Raw genomic sequence first — 14,281 nt, 5'->3', positions numbered from 1 at the left:
AGTCCCGTTAAGCAAGGGCCGGGAGCGGCGGGGGAGCAAGGGACCTTTGCTACCACCTCGGCCCGCCGCAACCGTCAGGCAGCGCTCTGATCAGGCCGTTTGTGGTACGAGTCGACGTATTCCTGCCCCGAAAGCTCCAGGATCGCGTACATGATCTCGTCGGTCACCGAGCGCCGGATCGCCGGCGACGAGTCCTGCCCCTCGTACCGCGAGAAGTCCAGCGGCGCACCGTAGGTGACGGTGATCTTCGCCCGCCGCGGGATCCGCTTACCGGCGGGCTGCAGGTTTTCGGTCCCGGAAAGCGCGACGGGCACGACCTTCGCGCCGGTCGCCAGCGCCAGGGCCGCGACACCGGTGTGGCCGCGGTGCAGCCGCCCGTCCAGCGAGCGGGTGCCCTCGGGGTAGATCGCGAAAGCGCCGCCCGCGTCGAGCACCTTCCGCGCCGCTTCCAGCGCGGCGAGACCGGCCTGCGCGTTGCCGCGTTCGACCGGGACGTAGCCGAGGCCGCCCAGGAAGCCGGCCATCAGTTTGCCCTTGAGCCCGCGGCCGGTGAAGTACTCCGCCTTGCCGAGGAACTTGACCTGCCGCATCGCCGTGAAAGTGATCACGCCGGTGTCCAGGGCCGCCCGATGGTTGGGTGCCAGCAGCACCGGCCCGGTGGCGGGAATGTTCTCCACGCCGCGGATGTCGGGGCGGTACAGCGCCCTGACCAGCGGGCCCAGCACGAATCGGACGAGTAGCGGTAGCAAGGTTCCTCCATCGACAGGGTGTCGGACTCCAGCATGGCACGATCACTACTCATGAGTTGGTTCGAGCGGCGTACGTGGCAGAACCCCGGCTGGACGGTCGATGACATCGTCGCTGCGAAGGGTGACCGGACGGTTTCGGTCGTGCTACCGGCGCTCGACGAAGAGGACACCGTCGCCGAGGTCGTGGGGACGGTGCGGCCGTTGCTGGGCACGGTCGTCGACGAGCTGGTCGTGATGGACTCCGGGTCCACCGACGCCACCGTCGAGCTCGCGGCCCGCGCCGGCGCGCGCGTGGTGCACCGCGAGGACGTGCTCCCCGACCTGCCACCGGTGCCGGGCAAGGGCGAGGTGCTGTGGCGGTCGCTGGCCGCGACCACCGGTGACGTCGTCGTGTTCCTCGACTCCGACCTCGTCGACCCGGATCCGGCGTTCGTCCCGACCCTGCTCGGCCCTCTGCTCTGCGAAGAGGGCGTCCACCTGGTCAAGGGGTTCTACCGGCGGCCGCTGCGGTTGGAGAGCAGTGGCGGCGGCCGGGTCACCGAGTTGCTGGCGCGACCGGTCCTCTCGGCGCTGCGCCCTTCGCTCTCGGGGCTCATTCAGCCCCTTGGAGGCGAGTACGCCGCGACGCGCGAGTTTCTCGAGTCCGTGCCCTTCGCGGCCGGGTACGGCGTCGAGATCGGGCTCATCCTCGACGCCGAAGCGCGCTACGGCCTTGAAGGGCTCGCGCAGGTCAACCTCGGCGTACGCAAGCATCGCAACCGCTCTCTGCTTCAGCTGGGGGTGATGGCGCGCCAGATCCTCGGGACGGCGCTCGCGCGCTGCGGCATCAAGTCCGACGACCCCGCCCAGCTCACCCAATTCGCGCAAGTAGGTGACGAATGGCTGCCGGAGGTCGCCGAGGTGTCGGTGAGTGACCGGCCGCCGATGCGGGACGTGCGGCGCCTCTCCTGAAGTACGTGAAGGCCCCCTTCACTGCGCTAGACGCAATGAAGGGGGCCTTCACGTACTTCAGGAACCCAGCCGCAGGACCTCGTCGAACCCGGCCACCTGCGACTCACGATGCGTGACCAGGACGACGGTGCCGCGCGCGGCGGCGAGCACGTCCGCCAGGACGGCGTCGCCGTGCTCCGGGTCCAGCCCCTCGACGGGCTCGTCCAGTACGAGAATCGGCGGCGCCGAGAGCACTGCTCTCGCCAGGATGAGCCGCTGGCGCTGCCCGCCGGACAGCGTGCCGCCGTCGGAGCCGACCTCGCGATCCAGCGGCAGGTCGAAACCGGCCGTCTCACAGGCGGCGAGCAGTTCGGCATCCGAAGAGCAGGGCTTCGCGAGCAGCAGGTTCTCCCGGACCGTCGTGTGGAAGACGTGCGCGTCCGCGAGCGCGCCCGAAATCACCGAAGGAAGTAGCGTCGGATCGTAGGTCTCCAGCGGCTTCCCGTTGAGCAGAGCGCGTCCGGACGTCGGCGCCACGGAACCCAGCAGCACGTTCAGCAACGTCGTCTTCCCGGCCCCGCTCGGTCCCACGATCCCGACCCGCTTGCCCGGCGGCAGGTCGAGGTCGACGCCGTCCAGCGCCGGGGCCCTGCCCTCGAACCGGACGCCGACCCCTTCGAGCCGCAGATGCCCCGGCTCGGGCGCCACGGTGCCGCGCGCGGGCGGCGGTTCCGTCAGCAGCGCGCGCACCCGCTCGGCCGACGCGCGGACCTCGACCCAGCGCTGGGCGGCCGCGGTCAGCGGGAGGACCAGCTCGAACACGGCCAGCGCACCGAGCGCGAGGGCTGCGGTCAGCGGCGGTGAAACCCCGGCGGTCAGGGCGATCGCGAGGCAAGTCAGCAGCTGGACGAGGATCCCGGACGCCGTCAGCAAGCTCGTGCGGTTCGCCGTCACCCGATCCCGCGAAGCGAGGGCTTCGACAGCGGTGTGCGCGGCGTCCACAGTGGACTCGTGAACGCCGTAGGCGATCAGCTCCCGCCGTCCGGTGATCAGCTCGACCGCCCGCTCGGCGAGGTCCGCGCGGGCCGGAGCGCTCTTCTCCGCCGCCGCGCGGGTGATCCGCACGCACAGCCACGGCAGCCCGATCCCCGCGATGGCGAGTCCGAGTGCCAGCACGAGCCCGGCGGCCGGGCTGGCGATCAGCGCGACCGTCGTCGACACCGCGCCCACGAACGCGGCGACACCGGCGGGCAGCAGGCACCGCAGGATCGCGTCCTGCACGGCGTCCACATCGGACACCAGCCGCGTGACGAGATCGCCGCCGGAATGCCGCGAGACCCGGTGCGGCAGCAGGGACGTGTACACGCGAGTCCGCAAGGCACCGAGATAGCGCAGGACGACCTCGTGCCCGGCGAGCCGTTCCGCGTAACGCAGCCCGCCGCGCAGCAACGCCAGCGTCCGGACGGCGACGATCGCCACGGTGAGCGAGGCTAACGGCGGCTGTTCGGCCGCCTTCAGCAGCAGCCAAGCGGCGGTGGCCATCAACGCCAACCCGGCGATCTCCGCCCCGGCCCCGATCAGCCCGGCCCGGACCAGCCGTACGGCGTCCTTTGTGGACACTCCCCAGACGTTCACACCAGTTCCCGTTCTCTCAGTGTTCGTCGGTGAACCCGCGTCCGCGATCGACGTCGGCAGGACGCTGGTCGGTCATTCACCTCGCCGATGCGGAGGTGGCGTCCTGCCACCGCGATAGCGGGACCTTCGGCCGTGGCGGGTTCACGCGTTCGGTCACCGCCCGAGGTGCATCTTCAGCTCCGCCTACTGCTCGTACGGTGCCATCGTGGACTTCGAGGACGCGAGTGGCCAGCGCGGCCATCGCGGGCCGGTGGGCCACGAGTACCGCGGTCCGGCCGGTGAGCAGTTCGCGGGTCGCGCCGAGCACGGCCGCTTCGGTCGCCGCGTCGAGCCGGGCGGTCGGCTCGTCGAGCAGCGCCAGGCCCGCCTCGGTACGGGCCAGCGCCCTGGCGAGGCCGAGCCGTTGCCGCTGACCGGCGGAAAGCGGCGCGCCCAGTTCGCCGACCCGCGTCCGGTAGCCGTCGGGCAATCCGCGCACGACCTCGTCGAACGCCGCCGCGCGCGCCGCGGCCTGGACGTCCGGCACCTGGCCCATGGCGATGTTCTCCTCGACGGTCCCGGTGAACAACGTCGGCCGCTGCGGCACCCACGCCGCCCCCGCCCGCCACACGGCCGGATCCAGATCGCCCAGATCGACACCGTCGACCAGGACCCGGCCGGACGTCGGCGTCACGAAACCCAACAGGACCGCCAGCAGCGTGCTCTTCCCGGAACCACTGGGACCGACGAGCGCGACGTGCTCGCCCGCCTCGATCGTCATGTCCACTTCGGACAACACGGTCTCACCGCCGTACGCGACGCTCACCTTCTCCAGTACGATCCGCGGCGCCCCGCGGCGGGCCACCCGCGAACCCCGGACGACGTCCTCCGAGCGGACGGCCAGTGCCTCGCGCAGCGTGGCGAGCCCTTCCGCGCTGGCGTGGAACTTCGCCCCGGCCGCCCGCAGCGGCAGGTACGCCTCGGGAGCGAGCAGCAGGACCAGCACCGCCGTGTGCACGACCATGCCGCCTTCGAGCAGCCGGAAGCCGATCGGCACCGCGACCAGCGCCACCGATAGCGTCGCCACCAGTTCCAGTACCAGCGCGGACAGGAACGCGACCCGCAGCGTGCGCATCGTCGCGTCGGTGTGCGCGTCCGCCATCGCCCGCACGGTCTTCACCTGCGCTTCGGCGCGGCCGAACACCTTGAGCGTGCCGAGGCCGCGCACGACGTCGAGGAAATGCCCGCCCAGCTTGGAAAGCAGCGACCACTGCTTGGCGGTCTTCGCCTTCGTGTGCTGCCCGACGAGGATCGCGAACACCGGGATCAGCGGCAGTGTCGCGAGGATGATCAGCGCCGACGACAGATCCGCGGCGAACAGCCGGACGAGCACCGCGACCGGCACGATCGCCGACAGCACCACCGTCGGCAGATATCCGGTCAGATAGGCGTCGCTCGCGTCGATCCCCTTGGTCACCAGGGTCGCGACCGCGCCGGGATTCTCCGCTTCCGCGCCGAGCAGCCGTTTGCGCAGCCCGCCCTTGACCTTCGCCGCGAACCGGCCACCGACGGAGCCCTGGACACCCGCGAGCAAAGCCCGTACCGCGATGGCGGCCACGAGCGTCCAGGTCACGCCGCCGCCGGTGAGCAGCGTCGCGAGGCCGTCGGCCTGGACGAGGATCGCCGCGGCGGTCAGCGTGCCGAGGACGGCCAGTACGCCGAAATGGCGGCGCAGTCCGGGAAGGGGAGGCATTTCAAGCTCCTAGAAGTGCAGCAGCGAGCGCTGGTCGACGCGGGTGTCGTGCCTGCGCCACGTCACCCACTGCACGGCGGCGATCGCCACGAGCGCGGGAGGCAGGACGAAGGTGAGCAGGCCGAGCATCTCGGTACTGGTGGCCGCTTCCGTCAGACTCAACGAGAAACCTCCGTCCACAGAGGACACCAGCGCGTCGGGCAGGCGCGCGGTCCCGACGGCGACCACCGGTGACGCCGACAGCGTCATCGTGGCGACCAGTGCCGTCTTGTGCCGCCCGGCGCGCAGAGCCGCGGCCGCGACGCCCAGCGCGCCGAACGCCAGCACGATCGCGGGCAGCACGGACCACGACGCGGAGGTTTCGACGGCACCCCAGACGACCGCCACGACCAGGAACGCGAGCGCCGGCGCGAGCAGCGCCTTGGCGATCCGGTTCGCGTGGGCGGTGAACTCCGCCGGTGCCCGCACGGCGAGGAAAGCCGCTCCCTGCAAGGCGAACAGCGCGACGAACCCCGCGCCCCAGAGCAGCGCGTACGGGCTGAACACCGCGAGGACGTCGCCGGACGGTTTACCGGCCGCGTCGAGCGGGAGCCCGAGGACGAGGTTGCCGAGGAACACGCCCCAGGACACCGCCGTCACCCACGCGCCGACGGTGATCGCCAGTGTCCAGGCGCCGCGGCGCGCGTCCGGCCGCCTGCTGCGCAGCTGCACCGCCGCGGTGAACGTGACCAGCCCGAGCAGCAGGGTCACCACCGGGATGTACGCCCCGGCGAACACTTTTCCTTCCAGATGGGGGAAAGCGCCGAACAGGACGCCGACCGCGGCGACCAGCCACACCTCGTTGGCCAGGAAGAACGGGCCGAAGGCGCCGAGCACGCGCCGCCGCCCTGCCTCGTCACGGCCCAGCCTGCCGAGCAGCATGCCGACGCCGTAGTCGTAGCCGGCCAGCGCGAAATAGCCGGCGGTCAGGAAACCGAGCACGCACCACCAGAGGATCACCATCGGTCAGACTCCGCTCAGGACGGGAAGTTCGGCACGGGGCACGGCCGCCTCTTCGCTCGCGTCCGGGCCGCGTTTCGCGACCCGTGACATCAGCACCCAGTCGGCGATCGCGAGCACCAGGAACAACAGCGTGAAAGCGATGAAGGAGAACAGGATCTGCCCCGCCGGGATCGCCGCGACGGCGTCGGCGGTGGTCAGCTGCCCGCGGATCAGCCACGGCTGACGGCCGATCTCGCGCACCAGCCAGCCGAGGATCGCCGCGACGAACGGCAGCGGGATGGCCAGAACCATCACGTACAGCAGCGGCCGCACCTTGGTGATCCAGTTCCGGAACAGGAGCAGCGTGCCGAGGATGGAGGCGAGGAAGGCGATGAAGCCGATCTGGATCATGAAGCCCAGCGAGGCGCCGACCAGCGGATCCGGCGACTCCAGCTTGTCGCCGTGGTACTCGCCCAGTGGACCGAACTGGCCGAAGCCGAAGCCGATCACCAGCGTGCTTCCGGCCAGCGAGGCGAGCACGCCGATCCGCATCGAGCGCCGGAAGAACTCGACCTCCATGGTGCGCTTGATGAAGTGGTACGCGCTGACGCCGACGACGAAGAAGCCGCCGGTCATCAACGCCGCACTCAGCACGTGCGGCAGCGACATCGTCAGCGCCGGGTTGGTGAACAGCGCGCCGAAATCGTCGAGTTCCAGCACGCCGTTCTCGGCGTGCGTGCCGACCGGGTTCTGCAGGAACGAGTTGGCCACCATGATGAACAGCGCCGAGGCGTACGCGGTCAGCGTGACCAGCCAGATCAGCGTCAGGTGGACCCATTTGTTCAGCCGTCCCCAGCCGAAGATCCACAGGCCGAGGAAGGTCGATTCGGCGAAGAAGGCCACCAGCGTCTCGATGGCCAGGGGTGCGCCGAAGACGTCGCCCGCGACCGCGGACAGGCCGGTCCAGGTGAGTCCGAACTGGAATTCCATCACGATTCCGGTGACGATTCCCAGCGCGTAATTGATCACGTAAAGCTTGCCCCAGAAGCGAGTCATCCGCGTGAGTTCCGGCTTTCCGCCGAACGCGGAGCGTGTCTGCATCACCGCGACGAGTGTCACGAGCCCCAGTGTGAGCAGCACGAACAGGAAGTGGAACGAGGTCGTCGTCGCGAACTGGAGTCTCGCGATCGGGAGTGCGTCCATGTCGAAGCACTGTATACGTAGGCTGGCTACATGTAGCCACTAAATCTATGAAACCGGGGTGATCTCGGGGACTTTCCCTGAGGCCGGTCCGGGAAAGTCCCGGCTACCCTGGTATGCGGCGATGTGTAGACTGTCTATCTATGAAGGCCGACAGTCTGCGCGGGCACCTCGACGCGCTGCTCCTCGCCGTCCTCGACGGCCGGAAGCTGCACGGGTACGCCATCATCGAGGCGCTCCAGCTCCGCAGTGACGGTGCGCTCGACCTGCCGACGGGCACCGTCTACCCGGCGCTTCGCCGGTTGGAGCGCGCCGGATTCCTCGCCAGCGAATGGGACGTCGTGTCCGGCCGCAAACGTCGTACGTACAAGCTCACGCGCTCAGGGCAGAAGGCGCTGGCCGCGGAACGGGCGGAGTGGCAGGAGTTCACCACCGTGATCGGTGGTGTCCTCGGGGGGAGCACGGCATGAGCGAGATCGAGGCTTACATCGGTGACCTGGGCAGACGGTTGCGCGGGCCGGCGAGAGCGAAGATCGATCTGCTCACCGAGGCGAGGGATGGTCTGGTCGACGCGGCCGAGGCGTATCGCGAGGGCGGGATCGGCGAGGCGGAAGCCGAACGCCGGGCGGTCGCCGACTTCGGCCCGGTCGCCGTGATCGCGCGTGACTATCAGGCGGAGCTGGCGTTGCGCGGCGACATCGGCACGTTGTGGAAGGTCATCGTCGGTGTGCCGCTGATCCAGGTGAGCTGGGAGCTGGCGCGGATCTGGACCTATGGCGATTGGAGCCGTTCGGGGAAGCCGAACCCGGAGTGGTTCACGGCCGTCATCGAGATCTTCGGCGTCCTGGTCCTCGTTCCGGCCGTGATCGGCGCGGTGTCGCTTTTCGGGGCCCGGCGGCTGGGGCGCAGGCTCGACAGCGTGAGCCTGGGGAAGGTGACGCGGTGGACGGTGGGTGCCGTGGCGGGCACGAACCTGCTGGCGCTGCTGCTGCTCACCGTGAGCACAGCGGTCCTCGATCCGTCGAGGATGAACGTGAGCCTCGTGTGCAACCTGGTGGCGCTCGGCTGGGTCGCCTTCAGTTTCTGGCTGCTCTCACCGGCTTTCCGGCCCCGGCCCGCGCTCGCCGCATGAACCCGATCGAGGCCTGCATCGGCGAACTCGACGCCCGCCTGTCCGGGCCGCGGTCGGCGAAAGCCGATCTGCTCGCCGAAGCGAGGGACGGTCTGGTCGACGCGGCCGACGCCTACCGCGCGGGCGGTGCGGACGAGTCGGAAGCCGAACGTCGTGCCGTCGCCGATTTCGGCCCCGTCGACCTGATCGCCCGCGACTACCAGGCGGAACTGGGGCTGCGGCGCGACATCCGCGTGCTGTGGGAGCTGATCGCCGGTGTCCCGCTCCTGATCCTCGCCTGGGATCTGGCGCGGGCCTTCGCCGACTGGTCGGGGCTCGGTGCTACGCCGTCCTGGTACCACCGCGCGATCGGTGTGGCCGACACGCTGGCGGCGCTGTCCCCGGCCGTCGCGGTCGCCGGGCTGCTCGCGGCACGGCTGCTTTCGCGGCGGGCGGCCGGTCCGCCGGTCGCGCGCGCGGTCTCGTGGACGCTGGCCGCGGCCGTGGGGTTGAACCTGGTCGCGGTCGCGACGTACGGCGGCGCGACCGGGCTGATGGAACCCGCCCGCATGCTCGTCAGCGTGCCGTGCGCGGTCCTGTCCGGAACCTGGATCTTGTTCAGCATGCGGCTGGCGGTCGCCGCGCGGAGTTGGAGAACCACGGCATGACGGTGATCGAGGCCTATCTCGGGGAGCTGCGCACGCGGCTGGACGGCCCGGCGTCGGCGAAGCGGGACCTGCTGCGTGAAGCGCGGGACGGGCTCAACGACGCGGCGGACGCCTACCGCGACGGCGGCTGGAGCGAGCACGAGGCACAGCGGCGCGCCGTCGCCGATTTCGGGCCGGTGCACCTGATCGCCCGGGACTACCAGGCCGAACTGGGCATGCACAGCGGCACCCGCACCCTCTGGAAGCTGATCCTCGGCGTACCGCTGATGCAGCTCGCCTGGGAGCTCGCCCGCAAGTGGACCTTCGGCGACTGGTCGCAGCTCGCGCCGACGCCGGGTTGGTACAAGTACATCGCCCAGTTCACCCACGGTTCGGTCTTCATCGTCCCGGTGCTGGGCGTGTTCGCTCTCGTCTCCATGCGCTGGCTGTCCCGGCGGATGGACGGTGCGCGGCTGGTCAAGACCGCCGGCGTGCTGATCGGTGAGGCCGTCGGGCTGAACCTGCTTTCGGTGGCGCTGCTGGTGATCGCCACCGGGTTCATCGACGCGTCGAGACTGTTCCTGTCCGTGCCGTGCGGGATCCTCATGGTGCTCTGGATCGTGGTCAGCGTGCGACTCGCGTTGCTGGCGCGACGATCCTGGCGTTCGTGTGCCACGATCGTCGCGTGACGACCGCCCTGATCTATCTCGTAGTCATGCTGCTGGTGGCCGCGGTGGTGTTCTTGCTGGCCGCCGTGGTGTTCGGCCGGGGTGAGGAACTGGCCCCGCTGCCGCCCGGCAGCTCGCCGACCAGGCTGCCCGCAGAGGACATCACCGCCGAGGACGTCCACGCCGTCCGCTACCAGATGGTGCTGCGCGGCTACAAGATGTCCGAAGTGGACTGGGTGATGCGGCGGCTCGGCGTCGAGATCGAGGAGCTGCGCGCCAAGGTGGCCGAACTGGAGGCCGAGCGCGAGGACGCCAGGTGACCGATGTCGTCGTCTCCGTCGACGTCGCGGTACCGGCCGGGACGGCTTGGCTCGCCCTGACCGATTGGGAACGCCAGGGCGAATGGATGCTCGGCACCGAGGTCGAGGTCGTCGAAGGCAACGGGCGTAGCGTGGGTTCGAAACTGTCGGCGTTCACCGGGGTGGCCGGGATCGGCTTCACCGACACCATGGAGATCACCGGCTGGGAGCCGCCGCTTCGTTGCGTCGTGCGGCATACCGGCAAGATCGTGCAGGGCACCGGGGTGTTCCAGGTGATCGAGAAGGGGCCGCACGCGTCGACGTTCGTCTGGGCGGAGCATCTGCGGCCGCCGTTCGGCGTCGTCGGGCGGCTCGGCTGGCCGGTCGCCAAGCCGGGTTTCGAACTGGGGCTGCGGCTGTGCCTGCAGAGATTCGTGAAGTACGCGGAGGGGTACCGGGTTGGCTGAGGCGGGTCTGCTGGGCGCGGACGGGATCAAGCGGTGTTCGTGGGGCAACTCGGCCCCGGACTACGTCGAGTACCACGACACCGAATGGGGCGTCCCGCTCCACGGCGACGAAGAACTGTACGAACGCTTGTGTCTGGAGTCGTTCCAGTCCGGGCTTTCGTGGATCACGATCCTGCGGAAACGGGAGTCGTTCCGGAAGGCGTTCGCCGGATTCGTGCCGGAGAAGGTCGCCGTCTTCACCGACGATGACGTCGCTCGTCTCATGGAGGACGCGTCGATCGTGCGGAACCGGGCGAAGATCCTGGCGGCGATCAACAACGCGCGGGCGATCGAGGAACTGGACGGTTCGCTGGACGACCTGCTGTGGTCGTTCGCGCCTTCTTCGCACACCCGGCCGCGGCGGATGGCCGACGTTCCGGCGATCACCGACGAGTCGAAGGCGATGGCGAAGGAACTCAAGAAGCGCGGCTTCGTGTTCCTCGGGCCGACCACCTGTTACGCGCTGATGCAGGCGACGGGGATGGTCGACGACCACGTGAAGGACTGCTTCCGGGCCGCTTAGACCGAGCGGGCGTGGAGGTCTTCGGCCAGCCGTTGGAGCGTTCGGTAGGTGCCGTCGAACTCGATCACGCCACCGTCACGCAATTCGATGGTGCATCTCGCGACGTACGCGAAGGGGACGACGTAGCTGAACCGAAACTCGGTGCCCTGGTAACGCACTGAGCGGACTTCGGCCCACGCGATCGCGTGCCGGACCTTGCGTCCGTAGACCTCCGCGAAACCGCCGGTGAAGACGTAGAGGCCGCCGTCGAGACGTTTCCGCGTCAAGGCACACCACCACAGGAAGAGCGGCGGCCACACGAACAGCACGACGGCCAGGGCTCCGGTCATGTCGCCTTCGCGGAGCCCGAGTGCGAGAGCGCCCGCCAGTGGCGCGAAGGCGAAGAAGGTCCCGATGACGCCCGGCCTGCGGCGGTAGCGGCGGAGGCAGTCACCGAGGTCGCGCTCGGCGGCTGTCGACTGGAGGTGGGGCGGGGTCGGGATCACTCCCGGACGCTAGTCGCGGCGGTCCGGTACCGGTCCCGGGTGCGCTATGAAAGGTCCTTTCCTTGCAAAATTTGCAAGGAAAGGACCTTTCACAGCACGCCGCGTGCGGCTACTTGCCCTGGAAGTTCGGCTTGCGCTTGCCCACGAAGGCCTCGACGGCCTCGGTGTGGTCGGCGGTCGCGCCGAGCGCGGTCTGGGCCTCGTCCTCGGCCGCCAGCGCGGTTTCGAGGGACGACTCGGCGGCGACGGACAGGACGTTCTTGATCTTCGCGTACGCGACCGTCGGGCCGGCCGCGAGCTTCGCGGCGACCTTCTGCGCGCGGGCGGCCAGTTCCTCGTCCGGAACGACTTCGCTGACCAGTCCCAGTGTCAGCGCTTCGGCGGCGTCGACCGTGCGCGCCAGCAGCATCAGCTCGGCCGCGCGGCCGAGACCGATCAGCCGCTGCAACGTCCACGACGCGCCCGAGTCCGGGCCGAGGCCGACGTTCGCGAACGCCATCAGGAAGTTCGCCGACGTCGCCGCGATCCGGAGGTCGCTCGCGTACGCGAAGGCAGCGCCCGCGCCGGCCGCCGGGCCGTTCACCGCCGCGATGACCGGCTTCGGCATCCCGACGATGGTCTTGACGATCGGGTTGTAGTGCTCCTTGACCGTGTGTAGCGGCGCGGGGTCACCCGCCTGCAGCAGCCCGACATGCTCTTTCAGGTCCTGCCCGGCGCAGAACGCCTTGCCCGAACCGGTCAGCACGACCGCGCGGACACTGTCGTCGGCCGCGGCCTCGGTCAGGCCCGCCAGCAGCAGTTCCTTGAGTTCGACGGTCAGCGAGTTGTACGCCTGCGGCCGGTTCAGCGTGAAGGTGCGCACGCCATCGGCGTCGGCGGTCAGCAGAACGTCGGATGTGGTCACGGGATCTCCTAGTCGGCGAAACTGCGGTCTGAGACGAGTCTTTCAGCCTCGCGAGCCGCATACCAGCACCGATACGGCGGCAAAAGATCGGTCCGCGTTCGCGCTCGGCCGCTGATGAGGGACAATGGACAGTAGACCCGGCTGGCTTTGACGAGCGCGACCCGGGCGCGCCGGTTGAGACGGAGGGAGCACGCTATGGCGGCCATGAAGCCCCGGACCGGAGATGGTCCCCTCGAAGTGACTAAGGAGGGGCGGGGCCTCGTGATGCGCGTACCACTCGAAGGTGGTGGGCGCCTCGTCGTCGAACTCTCCGCGGAAGAAGCGAAGGATCTCGGCGCGGCCTTGCAGGAGGTCACCGGCTGAGCCGGACCGCACCAACGTTCAACCACCCGCACCCCGGTCTCCCTTCGGAGGCCGGGGTCGCGGTTCATCTGCGCCCGGAGGTCGCTCACTGTGCGTAACCCGCTACCCCCCGTTCCGGGGAAGCTGCTCGAACTCGAGGTCTCGGACGACCTACGGCGCGGTACGCCGCTGGCCACGCTGATCGCCGCGCCGTCCGAAGAGGACGGTGACGCCGGACTCGCGGAGATCGGCGGCGTGCGGCCGACCGGCAGGGCCGGTGACGTGCAGACCGTGCCGACCGGCGGCGTCCGCTGGCTGGCGGGTGTCGGCGACGGTGAGCCGAAGCAGTACCGCAAGGCCGGTGCCGCTCTGGTCCGCGCCGTTTCGTCGGCGCTGGAAGAAGACGTCAAGGCGGGGAAGAAGGCGTTCCGCGCCTTCGCCGTCGAACTGCCCGAAGACGCGGGCGCCGAGCACGTCGAGGAACTGGCGTTCGGGCTGCTGCTCGGCGGTTACCGGTTCACGGTGACGGCCGAGGACCCGAAGCCGAGCCTGCGGACCGTGCGCTTGATCACACGTCACGAAGTCGATTTGGAGCGGGTCCGCGAACTCGCCGCGGCCGCCGCGTTCGCGCGCGATCTGGCGAACACGCCGTCGAACGTCAAGACCCCCGCTTGGCTCGCCGACACGGCCGCCCGGGTCGCCGGTGGCATCCCGAACCTGACCGTGACGGCGCGGGACGAGAAGTGGCTGGCCGAGCAGGGCTTCGGCGGCGTGCTCGCCGTCGGCGGCGGGTCGGCCGCGCCGCCGCGGCTCATCGAGCTGGAATACCGGCCGCGCGGGGCGACGACGCATCTGCTGCTCGTCGGCAAGGGCATCACCTTCGACACCGGTGGTCTTTCGATCAAACCGGCTGACGGCATGCACCTCATGCGCACCGACATGGCGGGCGGCGCGGCGATCATCGCCGCGGTCCGCGCGATCGCGGCGCTGCGCCTGCCGGTGAAGGTGACCGGGCTGGTGCCCGCCGCCGAAAACCACGTGTCCGGCTCGTCGTACCGGCCCGGCGACATCGTCCGGCACTACGGCGGCAAGACCACCGAGGTGGGCAACACCGACGCCGAGGGCCGCATGGTCCTGGCCGACGCGCTCGTCTACGGCATCAAGAAGCACAAGCCGGACGCGGTGATCGACGCGGCGACCCTGACCGGCGCCATGAAGGTCTCCCTCGGCGTCCGCACCGGTGGCGTCTTCGCCACCGAAGACGCCCTCGCGGAACGGATCACGAAGGCGGGCGAGCGGGTCGGCGAGGCGTGGTGGCGGATGCCGCTGCTGGAGGATCTGGCCGAGACCGTGCAGGGCTCGCTCGGTGACGTCCGGCAGGCGCCGGGTGGTCCCGGCGGCATCGTCGCGGCGCTGTTCCTGCGGGAGTTCGTCGGCGACGTGCCGTGGGCGCATCTCGACATCGCCGGCCCCGCGCGGGCCGACAAGACCTACGCCGACGTCGTGCCCGGGGCCACCGGTTTCGCGGCGCGCACGCTGGTCGAACTGGTCGCCTCCTACGCCTGACCT

17 protein-coding genes are annotated in these 14,281 nt (G+C 69.9%); 10 read left to right on the top strand and 7 right to left on the bottom strand.

Features of this window, described 5'->3' with window-relative positions; genetic code table 11:
- Positions 1-74: 74 nt before the first annotated feature.
- Entirely contained in the window at positions 75-749 is a 675-nt protein-coding gene (locus tag BLW75_RS18715; RefSeq protein ID WP_034324035.1) for a lysophospholipid acyltransferase family protein, read from the bottom strand.
- Between the two features lie 51 nt (positions 750-800).
- On the opposite strand from BLW75_RS18715, the gene BLW75_RS18710 reads away from it, so the two are divergent.
- Positions 801-1,700: a glucosyl-3-phosphoglycerate synthase gene (locus tag BLW75_RS18710; RefSeq protein ID WP_034324037.1), complete on the top strand. Its 900-nt coding sequence runs from the start codon at positions 801-803 to the stop codon at positions 1,698-1,700.
- A 57-nt stretch (positions 1,701-1,757) separates the two neighbouring features.
- Here the strand turns inward: BLW75_RS18710 and cydC are convergent, their stop codons facing one another.
- The 4 genes from cydC to BLW75_RS18690 form a co-directional block, all read right to left on the bottom strand.
- Positions 1,758-3,314, bottom strand: coding sequence for a thiol reductant ABC exporter subunit CydC (gene cydC / locus BLW75_RS18705; RefSeq protein ID WP_034324039.1), 1,557 nt, complete (start codon positions 3,312-3,314; stop codon positions 1,758-1,760).
- A gap of 76 nt (positions 3,315-3,390) precedes the next feature.
- The gene (gene cydD, locus BLW75_RS18700) at positions 3,391-5,046 is read right to left on the bottom strand and encodes a thiol reductant ABC exporter subunit CydD (RefSeq protein ID WP_241784165.1); all 1,656 of its coding nucleotides are present in this window, start codon (positions 5,044-5,046) and stop codon (positions 3,391-3,393) included.
- A 9-nt stretch (positions 5,047-5,055) separates the two neighbouring features.
- Entirely contained in the window at positions 5,056-6,048 is a 993-nt protein-coding gene (locus tag BLW75_RS18695) for a cytochrome d ubiquinol oxidase subunit II (protein ID WP_034324041.1), read from the bottom strand.
- A 3-nt stretch (positions 6,049-6,051) separates the two neighbouring features.
- Entirely contained in the window at positions 6,052-7,230 is a 1,179-nt protein-coding gene (locus BLW75_RS18690) for a cytochrome ubiquinol oxidase subunit I (protein ID WP_034324043.1), read from the bottom strand.
- A gap of 140 nt (positions 7,231-7,370) precedes the next feature.
- On the opposite strand from BLW75_RS18690, the gene BLW75_RS18685 reads away from it, so the two are divergent.
- Genes BLW75_RS18685 through BLW75_RS18655 form a run of 7 tightly spaced genes read left to right on the top strand, consistent with a single transcriptional unit; the run spans position 7,371 to position 10,981 of the window.
- Positions 7,371-7,697, top strand: coding sequence for a helix-turn-helix transcriptional regulator (locus BLW75_RS18685; RefSeq protein WP_005155407.1), 327 nt, complete (start codon positions 7,371-7,373; stop codon positions 7,695-7,697).
- Positions 7,694-8,359, top strand: coding sequence for a permease prefix domain 1-containing protein (locus tag BLW75_RS18680; protein ID WP_034324046.1), 666 nt, complete (start codon positions 7,694-7,696; stop codon positions 8,357-8,359). The genes BLW75_RS18685 and BLW75_RS18680 overlap by 4 nt, the downstream gene beginning before the upstream one ends.
- Positions 8,356-9,006 carry a permease prefix domain 1-containing protein gene (locus BLW75_RS18675; protein WP_034324049.1) on the top strand — a complete coding sequence of 217 codons (651 nt, stop codon included), beginning with the start codon at positions 8,356-8,358 and terminating at the stop codon, positions 9,004-9,006. Before BLW75_RS18680 ends, BLW75_RS18675 begins: the two co-directional genes overlap by 4 nt.
- Positions 9,003-9,674, top strand: a complete 672-nt coding sequence (locus tag BLW75_RS18670) for a permease prefix domain 1-containing protein (RefSeq protein WP_091597829.1) — start codon at positions 9,003-9,005, stop codon at positions 9,672-9,674. The genes BLW75_RS18675 and BLW75_RS18670 overlap by 4 nt, the downstream gene beginning before the upstream one ends.
- Positions 9,671-9,973, top strand: a complete 303-nt coding sequence (locus tag BLW75_RS18665; protein WP_034324052.1) for a DivIVA domain-containing protein — start codon at positions 9,671-9,673, stop codon at positions 9,971-9,973. Before BLW75_RS18670 ends, BLW75_RS18665 begins: the two co-directional genes overlap by 4 nt.
- Complete coding sequence (locus BLW75_RS18660; protein ID WP_034324054.1) at positions 9,970-10,419, top strand: SRPBCC family protein; 450 nt, start codon at positions 9,970-9,972, stop codon at positions 10,417-10,419. The genes BLW75_RS18665 and BLW75_RS18660 overlap by 4 nt, the downstream gene beginning before the upstream one ends.
- On the top strand, positions 10,412-10,981 hold the full coding sequence (locus BLW75_RS18655; RefSeq protein WP_034324057.1) for a DNA-3-methyladenine glycosylase I: 570 nt from the start codon (positions 10,412-10,414) through the stop codon (positions 10,979-10,981). The genes BLW75_RS18660 and BLW75_RS18655 overlap by 8 nt, the downstream gene beginning before the upstream one ends.
- On the opposite strand, the gene BLW75_RS18650 is transcribed toward BLW75_RS18655, so the two are convergent.
- Together BLW75_RS18650 and BLW75_RS18645 are read right to left on the bottom strand one after the other, a co-directional pair.
- Positions 10,978-11,466 carry a hypothetical protein gene (locus BLW75_RS18650; RefSeq protein ID WP_034324060.1) on the bottom strand — a complete coding sequence of 163 codons (489 nt, stop codon included), beginning with the start codon at positions 11,464-11,466 and terminating at the stop codon, positions 10,978-10,980. The two genes, BLW75_RS18655 and BLW75_RS18650, sit on opposite strands and share 4 nt — an antisense overlap.
- A gap of 109 nt (positions 11,467-11,575) precedes the next feature.
- Entirely contained in the window at positions 11,576-12,370 is a 795-nt protein-coding gene (locus BLW75_RS18645; protein ID WP_034324062.1) for an enoyl-CoA hydratase/isomerase family protein, read from the bottom strand.
- Positions 12,371-12,565: 195 nt separating this feature from the next.
- Between BLW75_RS18645 and BLW75_RS18640 the strand changes: the two genes are divergently transcribed.
- Both BLW75_RS18640 and BLW75_RS18635 read left to right on the top strand, forming a co-directional pair.
- Positions 12,566-12,733 (top strand): DUF3117 domain-containing protein, encoded by a 168-nt coding sequence (locus BLW75_RS18640; protein WP_005155393.1) that lies wholly within the window; start codon positions 12,566-12,568, stop codon positions 12,731-12,733.
- Positions 12,734-12,823: 90 nt separating this feature from the next.
- Positions 12,824-14,278 (top strand): leucyl aminopeptidase family protein, encoded by a 1,455-nt coding sequence (locus tag BLW75_RS18635; RefSeq protein WP_034324065.1) that lies wholly within the window; start codon positions 12,824-12,826, stop codon positions 14,276-14,278.
- The last annotated feature ends 3 nt before the right edge of the window (positions 14,279-14,281 follow it).

The sequence above is a fragment of the Amycolatopsis lurida genome (assembly GCF_900105055.1).
GTDB lineage: Bacteria > Actinomycetota > Actinomycetes > Mycobacteriales > Pseudonocardiaceae > Amycolatopsis > Amycolatopsis lurida.
Note: the sequence above shows the minus strand (reverse complement) of the source record. Positions and strands in the feature narration are given on the sequence as shown.